This window comes from Bradyrhizobium sp. PMVTL-01 (assembly GCF_051861855.1).
Classification (GTDB): Bacteria; Pseudomonadota; Alphaproteobacteria; order Rhizobiales; family Xanthobacteraceae; genus Bradyrhizobium.
The window spans coordinates 2202619-2221187 of the sequence record NZ_CP193982.1 but is presented as its reverse complement, the minus strand read 5'-3'; the positions used below and the strand labels follow the sequence as shown (position 1 = coordinate 2221187).

The 18569-nt window shown below is 60.2% G+C and carries 11 protein-coding genes and 4 pseudogenes; 10 read left to right on the top strand and 5 right to left on the bottom strand.

All coding sequences use genetic code 11. The features are described from left to right. Nucleotides 1-20: 20 nt before the first annotated feature. From ACRQ5Q_RS10115 to ACRQ5Q_RS10105, 3 genes are all read left to right on the top strand, one after another. A complete protein-coding gene (locus ACRQ5Q_RS10115) occupies nt 21-767 on the top strand; it encodes an SDR family NAD(P)-dependent oxidoreductase (RefSeq protein WP_439397473.1) in 747 nt (248 codons plus the stop codon). Nucleotides 768-934: 167 nt separating this feature from the next. Continuing rightward, nucleotides 935-1960 (top strand): phosphotransferase family protein, encoded by a 1026-nt coding sequence (locus ACRQ5Q_RS10110; protein ID WP_439397472.1) that lies wholly within the window; start codon nt 935-937, stop codon nt 1958-1960. A gap of 34 nt (nt 1961-1994) precedes the next feature. Next, nucleotides 1995-2921: an SDR family NAD(P)-dependent oxidoreductase gene (locus ACRQ5Q_RS10105; protein ID WP_439397470.1), complete on the top strand. Its 927-nt coding sequence runs from the start codon at nt 1995-1997 to the stop codon at nt 2919-2921. A gap of 165 nt (nt 2922-3086) precedes the next feature. On the opposite strand, the gene ACRQ5Q_RS10100 is transcribed toward ACRQ5Q_RS10105, so the two are convergent. Next, nucleotides 3087-4538, bottom strand: a complete 1452-nt coding sequence (locus ACRQ5Q_RS10100; RefSeq protein ID WP_439397468.1) for a helix-turn-helix domain-containing protein — start codon at nt 4536-4538, stop codon at nt 3087-3089. A gap of 774 nt (nt 4539-5312) precedes the next feature. On the opposite strand from ACRQ5Q_RS10100, the gene ltrA (ACRQ5Q_RS10095) reads away from it, so the two are divergent. Further along, nucleotides 5313-6788, top strand: coding sequence for a group II intron reverse transcriptase/maturase (ltrA, locus tag ACRQ5Q_RS10095; RefSeq protein WP_439397464.1), 1476 nt, complete (start codon nt 5313-5315; stop codon nt 6786-6788). 216 nt (nt 6789-7004) lie between these two features. On the opposite strand, the pseudogene ACRQ5Q_RS10090 reads toward ltrA (ACRQ5Q_RS10095), so the two are convergent. After that, nucleotides 7005-7823 (bottom strand): annotated as a pseudogene (locus tag ACRQ5Q_RS10090) (IS701 family transposase); the annotation flags it as partial. A 98-nt stretch (nt 7824-7921) separates the two neighbouring features. On the opposite strand from ACRQ5Q_RS10090, the gene ACRQ5Q_RS10085 reads away from it, so the two are divergent. Beyond that, a complete protein-coding gene (locus ACRQ5Q_RS10085; protein WP_439397466.1) occupies nt 7922-9040 on the top strand; it encodes an IS110 family transposase in 1119 nt (372 codons plus the stop codon). Nucleotides 9041-9355: 315 nt separating this feature from the next. Here the strand turns inward: ACRQ5Q_RS10085 and ACRQ5Q_RS10080 are convergent. Both ACRQ5Q_RS10080 and ltrA (ACRQ5Q_RS10075) read right to left on the bottom strand, forming a co-directional pair. Further along, nucleotides 9356-9766, bottom strand: a pseudogene (locus tag ACRQ5Q_RS10080) (transposase); the annotation flags it as partial. A 107-nt stretch (nt 9767-9873) separates the two neighbouring features. After that, a complete protein-coding gene (ltrA, locus tag ACRQ5Q_RS10075) occupies nt 9874-11349 on the bottom strand; it encodes a group II intron reverse transcriptase/maturase (protein ID WP_439397464.1) in 1476 nt (491 codons plus the stop codon). A 443-nt stretch (nt 11350-11792) separates the two neighbouring features. Between ltrA (ACRQ5Q_RS10075) and ACRQ5Q_RS10070 the strand changes: the two genes are divergently transcribed. Then, nucleotides 11793-12553, top strand: a protein-coding gene (locus ACRQ5Q_RS10070; RefSeq protein ID WP_439397459.1) for an IS5 family transposase whose coding sequence is annotated in 2 segments (ribosomal slippage) — nt 11793-12149 and nt 12152-12553 — 759 coding nt in all. Because the reading frame shifts where the segments join, the coding sequence is not laid out codon by codon here. A gap of 74 nt (nt 12554-12627) precedes the next feature. Continuing rightward, nucleotides 12628-13977: an IS701 family transposase gene (locus ACRQ5Q_RS10065; RefSeq protein WP_439397463.1), complete on the top strand. Its 1350-nt coding sequence runs from the start codon at nt 12628-12630 to the stop codon at nt 13975-13977. A 660-nt stretch (nt 13978-14637) separates the two neighbouring features. On the opposite strand, the pseudogene ACRQ5Q_RS10060 reads toward ACRQ5Q_RS10065, so the two are convergent. Further along, nucleotides 14638-15789: pseudogene (locus tag ACRQ5Q_RS10060) on the bottom strand (IS110 family transposase); the annotation flags it as partial. A gap of 318 nt (nt 15790-16107) precedes the next feature. Between ACRQ5Q_RS10060 and ACRQ5Q_RS10055 the strand changes: the two are divergent. From ACRQ5Q_RS10055 to ACRQ5Q_RS10045, 3 genes and pseudogenes are all read left to right on the top strand, one after another. Continuing rightward, nucleotides 16108-17142, top strand: coding sequence for an IS110 family transposase (locus tag ACRQ5Q_RS10055; RefSeq protein ID WP_439397461.1), 1035 nt, complete (start codon nt 16108-16110; stop codon nt 17140-17142). A gap of 325 nt (nt 17143-17467) precedes the next feature. Next, nucleotides 17468-18228, top strand: a protein-coding gene (locus ACRQ5Q_RS10050) for an IS5 family transposase (protein WP_439397459.1) whose coding sequence is annotated in 2 segments (ribosomal slippage) — nt 17468-17824 and nt 17827-18228 — 759 coding nt in all. Because the reading frame shifts where the segments join, the coding sequence is not laid out codon by codon here. Nucleotides 18229-18286: 58 nt separating this feature from the next. After that, nucleotides 18287-18502: pseudogene (locus ACRQ5Q_RS10045) on the top strand (transposase); the annotation flags it as partial. Nucleotides 18503-18569 lie beyond the last annotated feature (67 nt).

Below are 18569 nucleotides of genomic sequence, written 5' to 3'. Positions count from 1 at the left end.
CTGCCGTCATGGGGGTACGTGTGTTTGAGGACCTTGCTAATAAGCGTGCTCTTGTGACCGGGGCATCTGGCGGTCTTGGTCGCCAGTTCGCGACCGTTCTCGCCCAGGTGGGCGCGGAAATCGTTTTGGCTGCGCGACGCCTTGATGCTCTGGAAGAGGCGTTGGCGCATATCGTCGCCATCGGCGGACGTGCATCGGCGGTAGCACTCGATGTCCAGAATGACACGTCAGTGAAGGCAGCTTTTGCCCAGCGAAGCTTCGATATCGTCGTCAACAACGCCGGTATTACCCACGACGGTCCAGCGCTCAAGACTCAGATCGCGGACTGGGATCGCGTAATTGGCACTGACTTGTCGGGAGTGTTTCGCGTCGCGCAGGCAGCAGCATGGCGGATGGTCGAAGAGAAGCGTGCTGGTAGTATCATCAAGGTAGCTTCTATCTTGGGGCTGCGAGTGGCGGGTAATATTGCAGCCTACGCGGCGGCAAAGGCCGGCGTTATCCAGCTCAGCCGCGCGCTCGCGCTTGAATGGGCGCGCCACAATATCCGGGTGAATGCACTATGTCCGGGATACATCGAGACCGATCTAAATCGCGAATTCTTTGCCTCGAGCGCCGGTCAGGCGCTGATCAAGCGTGTCCCACAGCGTCGCCTCGGTCGAATGTCGGACCTTGATGGTCCGCTTCTACTCCTAGCCTCTGATGCTGGCAGCTTCATGACCGGTACAGAGATCATTGCCGACGGCGGCCACCTTGTCTCGTCGCTCTAGGCAGATGGGCCTGAACGTTGGGCTTTCGCTGCGCATTGTCGGAGCGGACGCTCCTTCTGGAAAGTAGGCTGTGCGGCTTGGGATAGCAGCAGCATTGCCCAGGACCACCCTGGCACGCCACGCAAGTGCGCCGAGCGAGCCTGCCTCCATTACCGGAAAAAGCCGCTATGACCACGACTATCGACTTTGACCCTATCGTATTGCACGATTTCCTCGACGCTAAGTTCGGGCGCAGTGACAGTTTCGCGCTGCAACGCATCTCTGGTGGGCAATCTAACCCGAGCTACTTTGTAGAGCATGGCGTGCAGCGCATGGTCCTGCGCAAGCAGCCCAACGGTCCGATTTTGCCCGGCGCCCATGCCGTGGACCGAGAGTTTCGCGTACTCGAGGCGCTTTATCCAACGGGCGTGCCGGTCGCGCGCCCGGTCCTATTCCATTCCGATCCAGGCCTCCTCGGTACGCCTTTCTATCTGATGGAGCGGGTCGACGGCCGTGTCTTTACTGACTGCTCTTTGCCGACGAGTTCGTGCACGGAGCGGCGTGAACTTTGGATGGCCCTCGCCGAAGCCTTGGCCGCAATGCATACCGTGCGTCCAGACGAGATCGGCCTCGCCGACTACGGCAGACCAGGCAACTACTTCGAGCGGCAAATCGGTCGCTGGACGAAACAATGGCTCTCTTCGTCCAGCGACCCGATTCCTGAGGTTGATCGGCTATCAGAATGGCTGCCCTCTAACATGCCGCTAAACGATGGCACGGTGAGCCTCGCACATGGTGATTACCGCATGGGCAACGTTATTTTCCATCCTACCGAGCCGCGTGTGGTCGGAATCCTCGATTGGGAGCTCTCAACCCTAGGACACCCGCTGGCTGATCTCGGCTTCTGTGCCATTCCCTGGCACACCTCCCCGAATGAATATGGCGGTATTCTTGGTCTCGATCGCGCCGCACTTGGTTTGCCTTCGGAGCAGGAGTTTGTAGCACGATACATGAAGATCAATACTGCCTGCGCGCCGCTGCAGCCATTCCACAAAGCCTTTGCGCTCTTTCGCTTCGCAGTCATCTTCGTCGGTATTGCAGACCGCGCTCGTCAGGGCAATGCCGCGAGTACAAATGCGGCAGAGCTCGCTCCTCTGGCACGCCGCTTCGCAATCCGCGGCCTAGAGGTCATCGAGGGAAAGCATGAGTTATGAAGCGCGGCAATGAGAGCACGTTCGTGAGTGACAAGTGAGCGGGATATATTTTCACCCGCGAGGACTCAATCTTCTCGCGGAATGCGACCACGATCTTGTTCGTCTGGCGAACGCCAACACGGTCGTCCGCAACGAGAATCGATCGCTGCGGCATTTCGAAGATCAACCTCGGAAACTCGAATATATGCAAAATAACACCAGCCTCGGCGGAAAAGTAGCTCTCGTCACAGGTGCCGCGGGCGCGCTCGGAAAAGCGGCAACTATCCTGCTCGCCCAGCGGGGGGCTGCGATTGTCGCAGTTGATATCCCGGGAACGGATTTTACTAGCCACTCTTCTATTCTTCCGGACAGTGCGCAAATCCTTACGATTGAGGCGAATGTCGCTGAAGAGGCTGCGGTCGCCGCCTACGTAGCGTCAGCCGTCGCTAAGTTTGGCCGCATCGATATTTTCTTCAATAACGCTGGGATTCAAGGGCCAGTCTCTCCCTTACAGGAATTGTCCCTTGAGGCCTTCCGCAAAGTTGTCGATGTGAATGTGTTTGGAGTGTTTCTCGGTCTGAAGTACGTGTTGCCGGTCATGTACAGGCAGGGAGCCGGCAGCATCATCAATACATCGAGCATAGCCGGACTTAAGGGCATCCCGAGGCTTTCCGCCTACGCGACCTCCAAGCATGCGGTCATCGGTTTAACTAGGACGGCGGCAGCCGAGGCGGCACCAAAGGGCGTTCGCGTCAACAGCGTGAATCCTGGCCCGATTGATAGCCCCATGATGGCGGCGATAAACGCTGGTCAAAGCAGCGATGCCAAGGCGGCGCACGATAAAACGGCGGCTGCAATACCTGCTCGCCGATACGGTACGCCGGCGGAAGTTGCGGAGCTAGTTGCCTTTCTGGCGTCTGATGCTGCGTCCTTCTGCAACGGCGGTGTCTACAGCGTTGATGGAGGCCTAAGCGCAATGTAATTCCAGGTAGTGGAACGCCAGGTTGCTATCTGTAGCCGCGTGTCGATTCTCAGCCTAACAGTTGGCGGTTCCTTGAGTGAAGGCTCGCGCCGGCGGCAGATTTGCATCGTGCCAGTCTGTCTGACCGAAAGCTGCTATACTAAGCTTGATGCGGTGGCCTGCTTCTCACCTGATGCCACCGCTACGCAGAGCTTTAGTGTTGATATGATACGGGACGACTCCCCTTTCGATTGTGCCCACGTCAAGCGGGTGTCCGATTGGCGGTAGCGCTCGGTGACGACAATCTTTCCGTTCGCAAGCTCTGCATCCTGGGCCAATAGGGTCAGTCGCGTCGAGGTCATCCAAATCCAGCCCCAAGGAGTAGACCGTCTCGTTTGCATAGGCAATTTCGCATCCTAGTCCGACCGCAACTGCGCGCGGCCGGCTAAGATAAGAGCTCGCCGAGAGACTCACGGTTCGAGCTACGGAGAGATATCTAGTTCCATCCGGCGTGGCGGCCAACTGGACCAGGATCTGGCCGGGATGCGAAAACGATTGGTGCACGTTCCAGAGAGGGCAGGGACCTCCGAAGCGAGCGAACTGGAAACGGGTGGCACTGCTGCGTTTCAGGACGTTTCCGGCGATGTCGATTTTCAAAAAATAGAACGGAATTCCCGGAGAGTTCCGACGTTGAAGTGTGCTTAACCGGTGGCAGACCTGTTCGAAGCTCGTGCCGAAGCGTCGCTGAAGGCGTTCGATATCGTACCGAATTTCGCGCGCGGTGGCGAGGAACGCCTCGTACGGCATGACCAGAGCTCCCGCAAAGTAGTTGGCCAGGGCGACGCGTGCCAGCGATGCAGCTTCCTCGTTACTCAATCGTGCCTGCTTGATTTGGTGTTCGATGCTGTCTCGCTGTTCCAGGAGACCGATGACGTGAGCGATCCAGAACAGCCGACTTTCTATGGGGGCATCTTCGTATAGAAAGAGCTTCTTGGCGTTGCTATCAAGCCGCCAGATCATCCCCTTGCCAAGATCCTGCGGAGCATGCTCCGTTCGGATCCCATACGCGTCGCGCAGATACTTGATAAAATCCTCGCTACGGTTCTCAGGATGGAAATGTCTTGCTTCAGCGAGTCTTTCGGCTGCGCGGTCAAGCGCATCGAAATAGTTTCGCTTCGATTGCACCCAATCTCGGACCTCATCGTAAGGAAAGCGACTCGCGGCTCCCACATCATTCCGCGCTACGCGCGTTTGCAAGGAACGATGCTCTTCTTCGAGCGCAAAATAACCGCGATAGAGATGGAGAAAGCGCTGCGCGATCTCAGGTGCGACCCGGACGGCCGCGCTCGCCTCGTCGGCCGAGATGGCCGACCCGAACAGCGGATCGCTGGCGGTTTCACGGAGTTCGCTTGCAAGACGCAAGTCGTCATCGGCTGCGAAATAATTCATTCCAATGCCGAGTAGCCGGCTGAGCCGCATGAGCAGCTTACGTGTGATTGGCCTCTGATCCCCCTCCATTTGGCTCAGGTAGCCCGCCGAAATGCCAAGCGCGTCTGCGAGTTCTGCCTGCGTCGTCCCGCGCTGCTCACGCAGCCGACGCAGCCGGTCACCGGCAAAGATCTTGTGATGTTTTGTCACTTTGCAAAGTTTACAAAAATTGCGACAGCTACAGCAACAATAAGCACTTCTTTTGTCCTCCTGCCACGACCGATTTGCTAACTTTGCATACCTCCGACTGAGGTGCAAAGGTTGCTGCCTCCAGCCAGTCCGAAAAGATTGGCCAGCCGCCTCATTCGACCACGTGACGCCGGGAAACCCATCGGTGCTGCCGCCCTGCGAGTTCCGGCGGAGGGGTCCCGAGGCTTCGTTTTTGTGATCAATGGCCAAGAAGAAGAGTCGTTATGAGCGTGATTGACCAAGCGTCTCAAGATGATGCCGCCCCGACGGGGGCAGCTCGTCACCAGTGGGCCCGCTCCGAAGCCGAAGCGATCTACAATCTTCCCCTCGCCGATCTCCTCTTCCGTGCCCAGAGCACTAGCATTACAGTTGGTGCGCCGGGAGACCGGCAAGGAGTAAGTGGTGGAAGTCCACTGCGATGAAGGAGTAGCGACCCACATCGGCCCCGAGCCGTGCGCAGGCGTCCGCGAGGATGTCGGCGAAGCGTCGGCAGGGGAGCGCATAGGCCAGCCATCGAGCCGCGAAAGAATGTTTTCCCGAGAGCCGACGCTGTCAACTGAGCGGAAGGCAACACGAAGGGGCGCGATATCGCGAGCGCCCGGTCGTCTCGGCGTGGTCGCAGACCCTGGCATGTGCAGAAGCTTCTTGTACGGGAACCGGGAGCTCTCTTGGTCGGCCAGATGCTCATGGAAGCAGCCTGGTCCGCGGCGGGAAGGCGAGGAGCTGTAGCCGCCGATGAACGATCAGGAGAAGTCTGACTCCGCCATAGTAGCTATGAAGTCGCCGAACAATGCCGGAGGTGCGGTGGCGGAGGCGATGGAGCGAAGGGCGGGGACCAAGGGAAACGCGAGACAGCAAAGCACACTCCGGACACGGGGCCGGGATCGTGTGATCCAGGAGCTTGATCGCGTACGGCAAGCCGCAAGGCAGAGGAAGAAGGAGCGGTTCACCGCGCTTCTCCACCATATCAACACAGACACGCTCCGTATGGCTTTCTACGCGCTCAAGCGCAAAGCAGCCCCCGGCGTGGATGGTGTGACATGGCAGGACTTCGAGACAGATCTGGAGCCTCGGCTTGCGGATCTGCACCGGCGGGTCCACGGAGGAGCGTACCGTCCCCAGCCGTCACGTCGGACGTACATCCCGAAGACTGACGGCCGGGAGAGAGCGTTGGCGATCGCTGCCTTGGAGGACAAAATCGTCCAGGGCGCGACCGTCATGGTGCTCAACGCCATCTACGAAGGCGACTTCGTCGGCTTCTCATACGGGTTTCGACCCGGTAGAGGCCCACATGATGGGTTGGACGCCCTGGCGGTAGCGATCACCACGCGGAAGGTGAACTGGATACTTGACGCCGACGTGCAAAACTTTTTCGGAAGTGTGAACCAAGACTGGCTGGTCCAGTTTCTGGAACACCGCATCGGCGACAAGCGCATCATCCGCCTGATCCGTAAATGGCTGAAGGCGGGCATTCTCGAAGACGGGGTCGTAACTGTGGACGACAGGGGCACGGGGCAGGGATCGGTGATTTCGCCGCTGCTCGCCAATGCTTACCTGCACTACACGTTTGATCTCTGGGCCGAACGCTGGCGACGGCAAGAGGCCCACGGCGACATGATTATCGTGCGCTATGCCGATGATCTCGTGGTTGGCTTCGAGCATGAGGACGACGCTCGCCGTTTCCTTGATGCGATGCGTGAACGGTTTGAAGCATTCGCGTTGACGCTCCATCCAGACAAGACCCGCCTGATTGAGTTCGGTCGCCGTGCGGCGGCCAATCGCAAAGGGCGCGGCCTTGGCAAACCGGAGACCTTCATGTTTCTGGGCTTCATCCACATCTGCGGTAAGTCACGCCGGGGGAACTTCCTGCTCGAAAGGAAGACCCGTCGCGACCGTCTGCGGAAGAAGCTTCAGGACATCAAGGAAGAGCTGCGACGACGGATGCACCAACCGATCCGTGCCCAGGGTGCATGGCTGAGACAGGTCGTCACCGGCCACTTCGCATACTATGGGGTTCCTACAAATGGGCGGGCGCTCTCAGCGTTCCGCTACTGTGTGACCGATCTTTGGCGTCGAACGCTTCGGCGGCGAAGTCAACGAGGCGGCTTCACGTGGGACCGTATGACGAGGTTGGCGGACGAATGGCTCCCACAACCCCGCATCCTCCATCCCTGGCCACAGCAACGCTTCGCGGTCACATACCCAAGGTAAGAGCCGGATGCCTTAATTGGGCTCGTCCGGATCCGCGCGGGGGGCGCTCAGCAATGAGCGTCCCTACCGCGAACAATTTTTTCCTGAGATGGGCTTTGCGCGCGTTGGCCTGGTGGGCCCTACGCCAAGACGACCATGCGAGGATATGGGCGTGCGGGATGCGCCGCTGGGCAAGCTTCATGGCGAGGCGCCGGATTTCCTGGATCGACCAGCGGATCAAGAACGATGCTTCGGTCGAGGCCGCGGTCGTGTTTTTTTAAGCAACGACCCGGTGTTGGCCCGATGACGGATGACGGCCATCATGGCGAAGGCAAGCATGACGAGTGCGACATGGCGATGCCAGCCATGCCAGGAGCGGGTTTCGTTGTGATCAAGGCCGAGCTCGTTCTTGGCGGTTTCGAAGCTGTCCTCGATGGCCCAGCGATGGCCTTCCACCGACACCAGCTTCTGCATGGACGTGCCTTTGGGGCACCATGTGGAGAAGAAGGCCAAGCTGCCGTCGGCGATGTTGCGGCGGATCAGAAGACCCCGCGTCCATTCCCCGGCAAGGTCGTCGTTGTATTCACCGGCGTCGAGATCGGCCAGCTCGAGATAGGCCCAGTCGTGCCAGCGCGGCCCTTTGATCCCCTCGCCGGACGCCAGGCGGCGCCAGGCCTTCTTGGGAAGGCTCTGCGCAATCGCGGAGGCGGTGCCGGCGACAGGCTGCGGCTTGCCCCAGGAACGGAACACATGATTGGACGCAACACCCAGAACATAGCCCTTGCCCTCCTTGCGCAGCAGGGTTTCGATCTCACCGGTGCCATACACGCTGTCCGCGGCCACGAACGCGAACGGCACCTGTGCGGCGATCGCGCCAGCGATCATGTGACGCGCGATCTTGGGCTTTGTCGCAAAGCCCGCATCGCTCGGGACATGCGCAGCCTTCAGGCGAGCGGGGTCGTCCGTCCAGTCCTTTGGCAGGTAGAGTGCCCGGTCGATGAAGGCATGGCCATGCCGCGACACGTAGGCGGCGAACACTCCGATCTGGCAGACCGTATGTTCGTTGTCAGAGAGGTGGCTCGTCCGCAGTATGCGATGAGCGAGGGTTGCGCCGGGTGGGCCGGCACCGAGCCTCTCGCATAGGAGGACGAGCCGTGCGGCAGGATAGCAAAATCTACGTGGGACTGGATACGTCGAAGCTACAGATCTCGGTAGCCGTGGCCGAGGCGGGACGCGATGGCGACGTGCGCTTCATCGGAGAGATCGATAGCGCGCCTGATGCGGTGGAGCGACTGGTTACGAAGCTCGCCAAAAGGCACCGGGACCTCGCCTTTTGCTACGAAGCCGGTCCGACCGGCTACGGTCTCCATCGTCAGATCACACGGCTTGGCTACGACTGCATCGTGGTTGCACCATCACTGATTCCAAAGCGGCCTGGAGAACGGGTCAAGACCAACCGCCGTGATGCGCTGACCCTGGCCAAGCTGCATCGTGCGGGAGAGCTGACCGCGGTCTGGGTACCGGATCCGGAGCACGAGGCGGTGCGAGAACTGGTGCGTGCCCGAGAAGCCGCGATGGAAGATCTGCGGCGGGCCCGTCAGCACTTGCAGTCCTTCCTGCTACGTCACGGCCGGGTCTTCACCGGCCGTCAAGCGTGGACCAAGGCGCATACACGATGGCTGTGCGAGCAACGCTTCGAGCATCCGGCGCAGTATCTCGTGCTGGCCGAGTATCGCCAAGCGATCGAGGCCGCCGAGATCAGGCTCAAGCGCCTGGACGAACAAGTTGCCGAGGCGGTGAGCTCATGGTCCATGGCTCCAGTGATCGCAGCCTACCAGGCGCTACGCGGCGTCGCCTTCCTGACCGCGATCACCTTCGTCACCGAAATCGGCGACGTGCGCCGCTTCGACAGCCCGCGCCAATTGATGGCGTATCTCGGCCTGGTGCCTTGCGAAAACTCCACGGGGGAACGCATCCGGCGCGGCGGCATCACCAAAGCTGGTAATGGCCGGGCGCGCCGCGTGCTCATTGAGGGCGCCTGGACTTACCGTTTTCCCGCCCGGATAAGCCGCCTGCTGCAGGAGCGGCAGGCCGGCCTGACGAAAGCGGTGTGCGACATCGCCTGGAAAGCCCAAGTCAGACTCTGTGCTCGCTATCGCAAGCTGATGGCACGTGGCAAACGCCAGGCAGTCGTCACCGTGGCCATCGCCCGAGAACTGGCCGCCTTCCTCTGGGCTATCGGCCGAAAGGTGGAGCCGCACAGCGCAACCTGATCGCTTACCGAATTAGCCAACGCTTCCTTCCACCTCAACACAGGAGAACTCTCAGGAGCGACATCATTGTTGCGCATCGCTGGGGGCAGAGCCCCGGTTGGGGAACTCTCGCACCAATTGTGTGGCCGACATTGTCGATGCCCGCTGGCAGATCGAGGCAACCCCGGACGAACAAACGGAAATGCGGTATCCAACCCGCGTATCAGAGTCTGCAAACCGTCGTCTCAGCGGCTCTGCCTCCTGCGCTGCGTAACAATCATCCAATTGGCAACTCCGGGATAAACGGAGATCGCACTCTCATGCCAATAGCCCTGGACTGGTGATCTTGCCCGCCGAGCCAGTGTACTGGCGCGCAAGCTCGCATAACGCTTTGCCCCGTTTCAAAAAGCCGGTCTCATCGATGACCAGAACCGCGTCCTCATCGGGCAGCGTTTCCAGCACGTATTCACGGACAATATCGCGCAGCGCATCGGCGTCCCACTGCCCCCGACCCAGGATCGCTTGCTGGCGCCACGGGCCTGGATCGCCGGCCGCTTCCGCCCGCATCCAACCTGTCTTGCGCGGCTCGTTGCCCAACAGTCCGTCGAGAAACTGCCCCGCCGCGGCCGCGACACGCTCCTGCGTAAACAGCGGACGGATGCGTTGCTTGATATCTCGCAACGCCGAAGCCCACAGCGTCAGCGTATCTTCAACTGACGCGCCACCAATCATCAGATCCCGAATCATGGTCGCCCATGGATTCAGAACCTTCAGGAAGATGTTCGCGGTAGGGACGCTCATTGCTGAGCGCCCCCCGCGCGGATCCGGACGAGCCCAATTAAGGCATCCGGCTCTTACCTTGGGTATGTGACCGCGAAGCGTTGCTGTGGCCAGGGATGGAGGATGCGGGGTTGTGGGAGCCATTCGTCCGCCAACCTCGTCATACGGTCCCACGTGAAGCCGCCTCGTTGACTTCGCCGCCGAAGCGTTCGACGCCAAAGATCGGTCACACAGTAGCGGAACGCTGAGAGCGCCCGCCCATTTGTAGGAACCCCATAGTATGCGAAGTGGCCGGTGACGACCTGTCTCAGCCATGCACCCTGGGCACGGATCGGTTGGTGCATCCGTCGTCGCAGCTCTTCCTTGATGTCCTGAAGCTTCTTCCGCAGACGGTCGCGACGGGTCTTCCTTTCGAGCAGGAAGTTCCCCCGGCGTGACTTACCGCAGATGTGGATGAAGCCCAGAAACATGAAGGTCTCCGGTTTGCCAAGGCCGCGCCCTTTGCGATTGGCCGCCGCACGGCGACCGAACTCAATCAGGCGGGTCTTGTCTGGATGGAGCGTCAACGCGAATGCTTCAAACCGTTCACGCATCGCATCAAGGAAACGGCGAGCGTCGTCCTCATGCTCGAAGCCAACCACGAGATCATCGGCATAGCGCACGATAATCATGTCGCCGTGGGCCTCTTGCCGTCGCCAGCGTTCGGCCCAGAGATCAAACGTGTAGTGCAGGTAAGCATTGGCGAGCAGCGGCGAAATCACCGATCCCTGCCCCGTGCCCCTGTCGTCCACAGTTACGACCCCGTCTTCGAGAATGCCCGCCTTCAGCCATTTACGGATCAGGCGGATGATGCGCTTGTCGCCGATGCGGTGTTCCAGAAACTGGACCAGCCAGTCTTGGTTCACACTTCCGAAAAAGTTTTGCACGTCGGCGTCAAGTATCCAGTTCACCTTCCGCGTGGTGATCGCTACCGCCAGGGCGTCCAACCCATCATGTGGGCCTCTACCGGGTCGAAACCCGTATGAGAAGCCGACGAAGTCGCCTTCGTAGATGGCGTTGAGCACCATGACGGTCGCGCCCTGGACGATTTTGTCCTCCAAGGCAGCGATCGCCAACGCTCTCTCCCGGCCGTCAGTCTTCGGGATGTACGTCCGACGTGACGGCTGGGGACGGTACGCTCCTCCGTGGACCCGCCGGTGCAGATCCGCAAGCCGAGGCTCCAGATCTGTCTCGAAGTCCTGCCATGTCACACCATCCACGCCGGGGGCTGCTTTGCGCTTGAGCGCGTAGAAAGCCATACGGAGCGTGTCTGTGTTGATATGGTGGAGAAGCGCGGTGAACCGCTCCTTCTTCCTCTGCCTTGCGGCTTGCCGTACGCGATCAAGCTCCTGGATCACACGATCCCGGCCCCGTGTCCGGAGTGTGCTTTGCTGTCTCGCGTTTCCCTTGGTCCCCGCCCTTCGCTCCATCGCCTCCGCCACCGCACCTCCGGCATTGTTCGGCGACTTCATAGCTACTATGGCGGAGTCAGACTTCTCCTGATCGTTCATCGGCGGCTACAGCTCCTCGCCTTCCCGCCGCGGACCAGGCTGCTTCCATGAGCATCTGGCCGACCAAGAGAGCTCCCGGTTCCCGTACAAGAAGCTTCTGCACATGCCAGGGTCTGCGACCACGCCGAGACGACCGGGCGCTCGCGATATCGCGCCCCTTCGTGTTGCCTTCCGCTCAGTTGACAGCGTCGGCTCTCGGGAAAACATTCTTTCGCGGCTCGATGGCTGGCCTATGCGCTCCCCTGCCGACGCTTCGCCGACATCCTCGCGGACGCCTGCGCACGGCTCGGGGCCGATGTGGGTCGCTACTCCTTCATCGCAGTGGACTTCCACCACTTACTCCTTGCCGGTCTCCCGGCGCACCAACTGTAATGCTAGGGTCTGTACCTAATTAGCGAACTCTGATTCCCTCGCAGCGGGTTGATTCCACGCGGGGGACTTCGATGCGCAAAGGACTGTTCTGGCTCAACGACAAGCAATGGGCTCTGATAGAGCCGCATCTGCCAACGAACCAGACCGGACCGGTGCGCGATGACGATCGACGCGTCATCAGCGGTATCATTCACATGCTTCAGTGCGGCGCACGCTGGCGCGATTGCCCGCCCGACTATGGTCCGTACACGACGATCTACAATCGTTTCAATCGCTGGGCCAAGCGCGGACATTGGCGGGCGATCTTTGAAGCGCTCGCCCGCTGCGGCAAAGACGGCGTGACTTTGTCCATCGACTCCACCACGATCAAAGCGCATCGCTCGGCGAGCGGCGGAAAAGGGGGGAGCATGAACAAGCGATCGGCCGCTCGCGCGGCGGGCGGACCACGAAAATCCACGCGCTGAGCGACCCTGACTGCAGACCTTGCGCATTTCATCTCACTCCAGGCCAGGACGCTGATATTGCCGCAGCGCCAGCCCTTTTGGAACTCGCGCCACCCATGTCTGCCCTCATTGGCGACAAAGGGTACGACGGCGACGGCTTTCGAGCCGAAATCGTCGATCGTGGTGCCAAGCCCGTCATTCCAAACAAATCCAACAGGGTCACTCTCCACAGCTTCAGCAAACGCGCCTACAAGGGGCGCAACGTTATCGAGCGCTGTTTCTGCCGCCTCAAGGATTTCAGGCGTGTCGCAACTCGCTACGACAAACTAGCCAGGAACTTCTTGGCTGCCGTCCATCTCGCCGCCATCGTTGCCTATTGGAGCAATTGAGTCCGAGCCCTAGCACTACTTTGGCAGATTGTTGGATTTGGGCTCTTTATTAGGATTCCCGAATCGATTTTTCAATGATTCATGGGTGGTCGGCTCTTGGAGGGCTGACCATGGCGGAATGGGAAGACGAACTCGAACGCTGGCTGAAGCCGTTCCTGGACCGGTTGGGTCATAAGACCCGGCAGCGGATGTGTCCCCTGTACGTTGCGGGATTGATCGGCCCGGGCGATCGCAAGAGCGTTCAGCCGATGGCAGAACGCCTTGCCACGAGCAACTACGACCAGTTGCACCATTTCATTGCGGACGGTGTCTGGGACGCGACGCCGCTGGAAACAGAGTTGCTCAACCAGGCGGACCGACTTGTCGGCGGCAGGGATGCGGTGCTGGTTATTGATGACACTTCGCTGCCGAAGAAGGGCGATCGCTCAGTCGGTGTTGCGGCTCAATACGCGTCGGCTCTCGGTAAAACTGCAAATTGCCAAACGCTGGTGTCGCTGACCCTTGCGCGCGGCGAAGTGCCCGTGATGGTCGCATTGCGTCTCTTTCTGCCCGAGAGTTGGACAGGCAATGTGTCTCGTTTGATCCGTGCTCGGGTGCCGGTCGAACACCGAACGGCAAGATCCAAGCCAGAAATCGCTTTGGCTGAGGTTGATCGAGCGATGGCAGCCAACGTGCGCTTTGGATGTGTGCTGGCGGATGCAGGATACGGGCTCAGCGCACCATTTCGACAAGGGCTAACAGAACGCGGATTGGCCTGGGCCGTCGGCATCCCTCGGCACCTCAAGGTGTATCCGGTTGATGTGAAGCTCATTTGGCCGATTACCAAAGTCCGCGGGAAACCACGAAAGCACCACGTGCCGGATATCTTATCGATTGCGGCAGAACACATGCTGGCGAGCGCCAAATGGAAAACCGTGAGTTGGCGCAGCGGGACGAAAGGTCGGCTGAAAGCCCGATTTGCTGCTCTCCGTGTCCGCACCGCCGACGGCCCTCCGCAGCGAATCTGGGATAAGGGTCAGCAGCATCTCCCGGGCGACGAAGCTTGGCTCATTGGCGAGCAGCGTGCCTCAGGGGAGAAGAAATACTATCTCGCCAACCTCCCTGCGGCGACGGATCTGCGCACACTGGCCGCCACCATCAAGGCACGATGGATTTGTGAGCAGGCGCATCAGCAGTTGAAGGAGGAGCTTGGGCTTGATCACTTCGAAGGGCGATCATGGCAGGGTCTTCATCGCCACGCCCTGATGACAATGATTGCCTACGCCTTCTTGCAGCACCGTCGCCTCGCACATGCGGGACGGAAAAAAAAGAATCAATGGGCCTCCGCCTCAACCAACCATGCCCGCCGTACGCCACGCCATCGTCGATCTCATTCTCCGGCCGCCATCGCAGCGATGCCCGCACTGCAGAAGACGAATCCGTGAAAAACCACAGCACAAACCAAATCTGCCAAAGTAGTGCTAGTTCGCTCCACGAAATGAAGAGCCGTCGACTTTCATGATAATTGGCAATCACGACATACCAATGAGCGCTTTGGCTCCCGCCAATGCATTAGCGGAACTGCCACGGGCACATTAGCCAAGCGCACAGGTGCTCGCACTTACAAGAACCGGGAGTGCGCTCTAGCGGTTGAGACACATGATTGTCACCGTACCCCGCTACGTCCAATCTGAATAGCCAAGTCGGAGACGCCGATGCGCTAGTGTCCTGAACAGAAGTTCGCAACATCGAGGCTTGTAGGTCATTTTATCTGCAGAAGCGTTCGATGGAAGCAATGATGTCATCGGCGGACTTGGTCCATCGGGAAGGTTAGGGTTGTGTCGGTCGATGAACAAGGTGATGTCAGCCCCTGAGGGCCGCGACGCTGTCATAGATGCCGCGCCTGATCTTCTCCTCCGTAGCAGCGCGAAGAAGCGCTCGACCTGGCTGAGCCAAGACGAACTGGTCGGGGTCAGGTACACGGACCAACGCGGCCTTTTAGCCAGCCATTTCGGATCAAGGGGTCTTGTGCATGATGTAACTGTACATGGCGAGATGGACGTCGAGGTCGCGCGACACGGTTGCCTCAATCTCGTCGAGGAACTTCGCTCCGCCTGGGCGGCAATCAACATCTCACGGTCGCGCAGCGCCTTGATGTTGTAGGCATGGGCTGGTCCGCGCCGGCTGCCCTTCTGTTGCGGATGTCCAGCTTGAAGTTGCATCGCGCGGGTCTTGTTGGCGACCAGCGCCGGGCGCGCCCACAGGTAATCCTCGCCCTTCGTCAGCAAATGCCAGCAGAGCACCGTGAGCTTGCGAGCCACGGCCACCGCGGCGACTTGATGGCCACGCCGGGCGCGGATCCGCACAAAAAAAGCATGCAGTGGACCGGGCGCCTTGGCCGCGGCCCAGGCCGCCTCGACCAGCATGGCGCGCGCGTGACTGCGGCCGATCTTGCTGATGCGACCGTGATGGGCGGCTCCCAGTCCCGACTGCCGCACCCGCGGGTTGAGCCCGAAATAGCTCACCAGCTTTTGCGGGCTGTTGAACCGGCTGATGTCGCCGATCGCCGCCACGATGCCGGCGGCAACCGCCAGGTTCACGCCGGTGATGGTCATCAATCTGTTGGCCGCGGGATCATCGATTGCGACCTGCGCGATCGAGCGGTCGAGCAGAGCCAGGTCTTCCGCCAGCCGGTCAAGCTCACGGACGTGCCGATCGATGGCCGCGCGCTCATCGTCCGGCAGCTGTTGGCCGGCCAACCACGCCCGGCCGCGGGCGTTGAAAAGATCGGCATGCGGGCACTTCGGGATTAGGTGCGCGTGCAGGATCGAATGCACCTCGTTCTTGAGCCGCGTGCGATGCCGCACGATCTGGTAGCGCCGCGCCACCAGCCGACGCTTGCGTTCGGTCTCCGCGTCAGGCGTCCAGATCTGCGGCAGGTACCCGGCCGCCTGCAGACTGGCGATCGTGCCGGCATCGATCTTGTCGGTCTTAACGTGAGCCTGGGCGATCGCCTTCACCTGCAGCGGATTGGCGATAATCACCCGTGCCACGAACGGCGCCAGAACCCGCGACACCGCCATGCTGTTGGCAGTCGCTTCGACCACCACCTCATCACTGGCCAGCAGGGTCTTGCCAAATCCCTCCAGCGCAGTCCGCGTCATATCGATGCGGCCCGCATGTCGGAGCCTGCCGTCCTCCCAAAACACCACCTCGCCGAAAGTTCGGTGGACGTCGATGCCAATCACCCGTCGCATTCGCACCTCCTGCCACACATATGACGGGAGCTGCCGGCGACACGACAACTACGGATTCGCGCTCCCAGCGCAACCGGGCGAGTCGCAGAGGCGGCCAGCTACTAACTCGAGCTCTCGGCTCATCGAATAACATCGGCCTGCCCGCACTTCGTGCTCCCGGTGCCTCTGTCCCGATGGTCGCACCATACGCCACGATCTAGATGCGGTAATGGGCCCGGCTCCGGAGCAAGGGGTCATGATGGTGGCTGTCCCCCGATAGATGATGAAACGGGGTCACGACTTGAGTCGGCCCCAAGCATCTGGAGACGGAGGACAGCCGTGGAGAATTATGCCGGAATCGACGTGTCATTGGAACTGTCGAGCGTGTGTGTTGTGGACGCCCAGGGTAAGATCCTGAAGGAAGCGAAGGTCGCAAGCGAACCCGACGCCTTAGTTGACTTTTTTGAGACGCTCGGCTTTGCAGTGAAGCGGATCGGGCTGGAGGCTGGGCCGCTGTCGCAATGGCTGCATGCAGGCCTGAAAGGTGCAGGATTTGAAACAGTTCTGCTGGAAACGCGGCACGTGAAGGCCGCATTATCTGCAATGACGGTCAAGACGGATCGCAAGGATGCCCGCGGGATCGCCCAGTTGATCCGGATGGGATGGTTTCGGCAGGTACACGCAAAGTCGGTTGATGCGCAAGAGATCCGGGCACTCCTGATCGCACGCAAACAGCTTCTCGGGCGGCTGATCGATGTAGAATTAAGTATCCGAGGGATTTTGCGCGGCTTCGGTCTGAAGGTTGGCCCGGTGACGCGAAGGAATTTTGAAGCGCGGATTCGAGAGTTGGTTGCAGGCCAGGCGACATTGGAGCGCATTGCTGGTGCGATGCTTTCGGCACGATCGGCCCTGAAGGCAGAATACGGAAGACTACACAAGGCTGTGCTGGCAATTGTGCGTGATGATGCAGTCTGCCGCCGGCTTATGACAGTACCAGGCGTTGGCCCCCTGGTGGCCATCACCTACAAATCGGCGATTGATGATCCTCATCGCATTGTAAAGTCAAAGGCAGCAGGCGCGCTGTTCGGGCTCACGCCAAAGAAATATCAATCGGGAGAAAAGGACGTCACGGGCGGAATCACGCTGGCCGGCGATGAGACGGTGCGGACGGCCTTGTATGAAGCCGCCAACGTTCTGTTATCGCGCATCACGCGGTTCTCAAAACTCAAACGCTGGGGGATGGACGTCGCCAAGCGGAGAGGCTCGAAGCGCGCAAAGGTCGCCTTGGCACGCAAGCTCGCAGTGATCCTGCATCGGATCTGGGTCGATGGCACGACTTACCGATGGGCCGAAGCGGGCTCAATCGCAGCATAGAAGACGTGGAGGAGATCGAGAACGCAACCGGGATGAACTGAAGCCCGGTGCCCGAAGTCCCGTCGCCGGGACGGTGGATGCGGTGAAGCCGTTACACACCCAGTGGCCGTCGTCCGACGAACCACGCGTATCTAGATAGGCTCTACCGCTCCCTCTGACAGCATGATGTGGCGGCCAGGCGTCGACCACGAACAGAAGCATGAGCTCGGCGGCGTGGCGTTCACTCGGGAGGCTTGACATCATCGGGCCCATTACAGAAGGGTCTGTACCTAATTAGCGAACTGTGATTCCCTCGCAGCGGGTTGATTCCACGCGGGGGACTTCGATGCGCAAAGGACTGTTCTGGCTCAACGACAAGCAATGGGCTCTGATAGAGCCGCATCTGCCAACGAACCAGACCGGACCGGTGCGCGATGACGATCGACGCGTCATCAGCGGTATCATTCACATGCTTCAGTGCGGCGCACGCTGGCGCGATTGCCCGCCCGACTATGGTCCGTACACGACGATCTACAATCGTTTCAATCGCTGGGCCAAGCGCGGACATTGGCGGGCGATCTTTGAAGCGCTCGCCCGCTGCGGCAAAGACGGCGTGACTTTGTCCATCGACTCCACCACGATCAAAGCGCATCGCTCGGCGAGCGGCGGAAAAGGGGGGAGCATGAACAAGCGATCGGCCGCTCGCGCGGCGGGCGGACCACGAAAATCCACGCGCTGAGCGACCCTGACTGCAGACCTTGCGCATTTCATCTCACTCCAGGCCAGGACGCTGATATTGCCGCAGCGCCAGCCCTTTTGGAACTCGCGCCACCCATGTCTGCCCTCATTGGCGACAAAGGGTACGACGGCGACGGCTTTCGAGCCGAAATCGTCGATCGTGGTGCCAAGCCCGTCATTCCAAACAAATCCAACAGGGTCACTCTCCACAGCTTCAGCAAACGCGCCTACAAGGGGCGCAACGTTATCGAGCGCTGTTTCTGCCGCCTCAAGGATTTCAGGCGTGTCGCAACTCGCTACGACAAACTAGCCAGGAACTTCTTGGCTGCCGTCCATCTCGCCGCCATCGTTGCCTATTGGAGCAATTGAGTCCGAGCCCTAGAACACCGCAGCGGGAACGTTGACACCGAGACATCTCATACCGGTTACCAATCCGATCGAGCGCCTCAACGGTGAGATCAAGCGGCGGACCGAGGTGGTCGGCATCTTCCCAAACGAGAACGCCATTGTCCGCCTCGTCGGTGCGATCCTGCTCGAACAGAACGACGAATGGGCCGTCCAGCGCGCCCGCTACATGACGCTGGAAACCATCGCTCCCTTGAGCGATGATCCCATCGTCGGCTTGCCCGCCGTGGCAGGCTGATGCCTTCCGACCCGCCGGAAAATTGGCGGTGGCCTGCTGTCAGTTACACCACGCCACGGGGCACGAT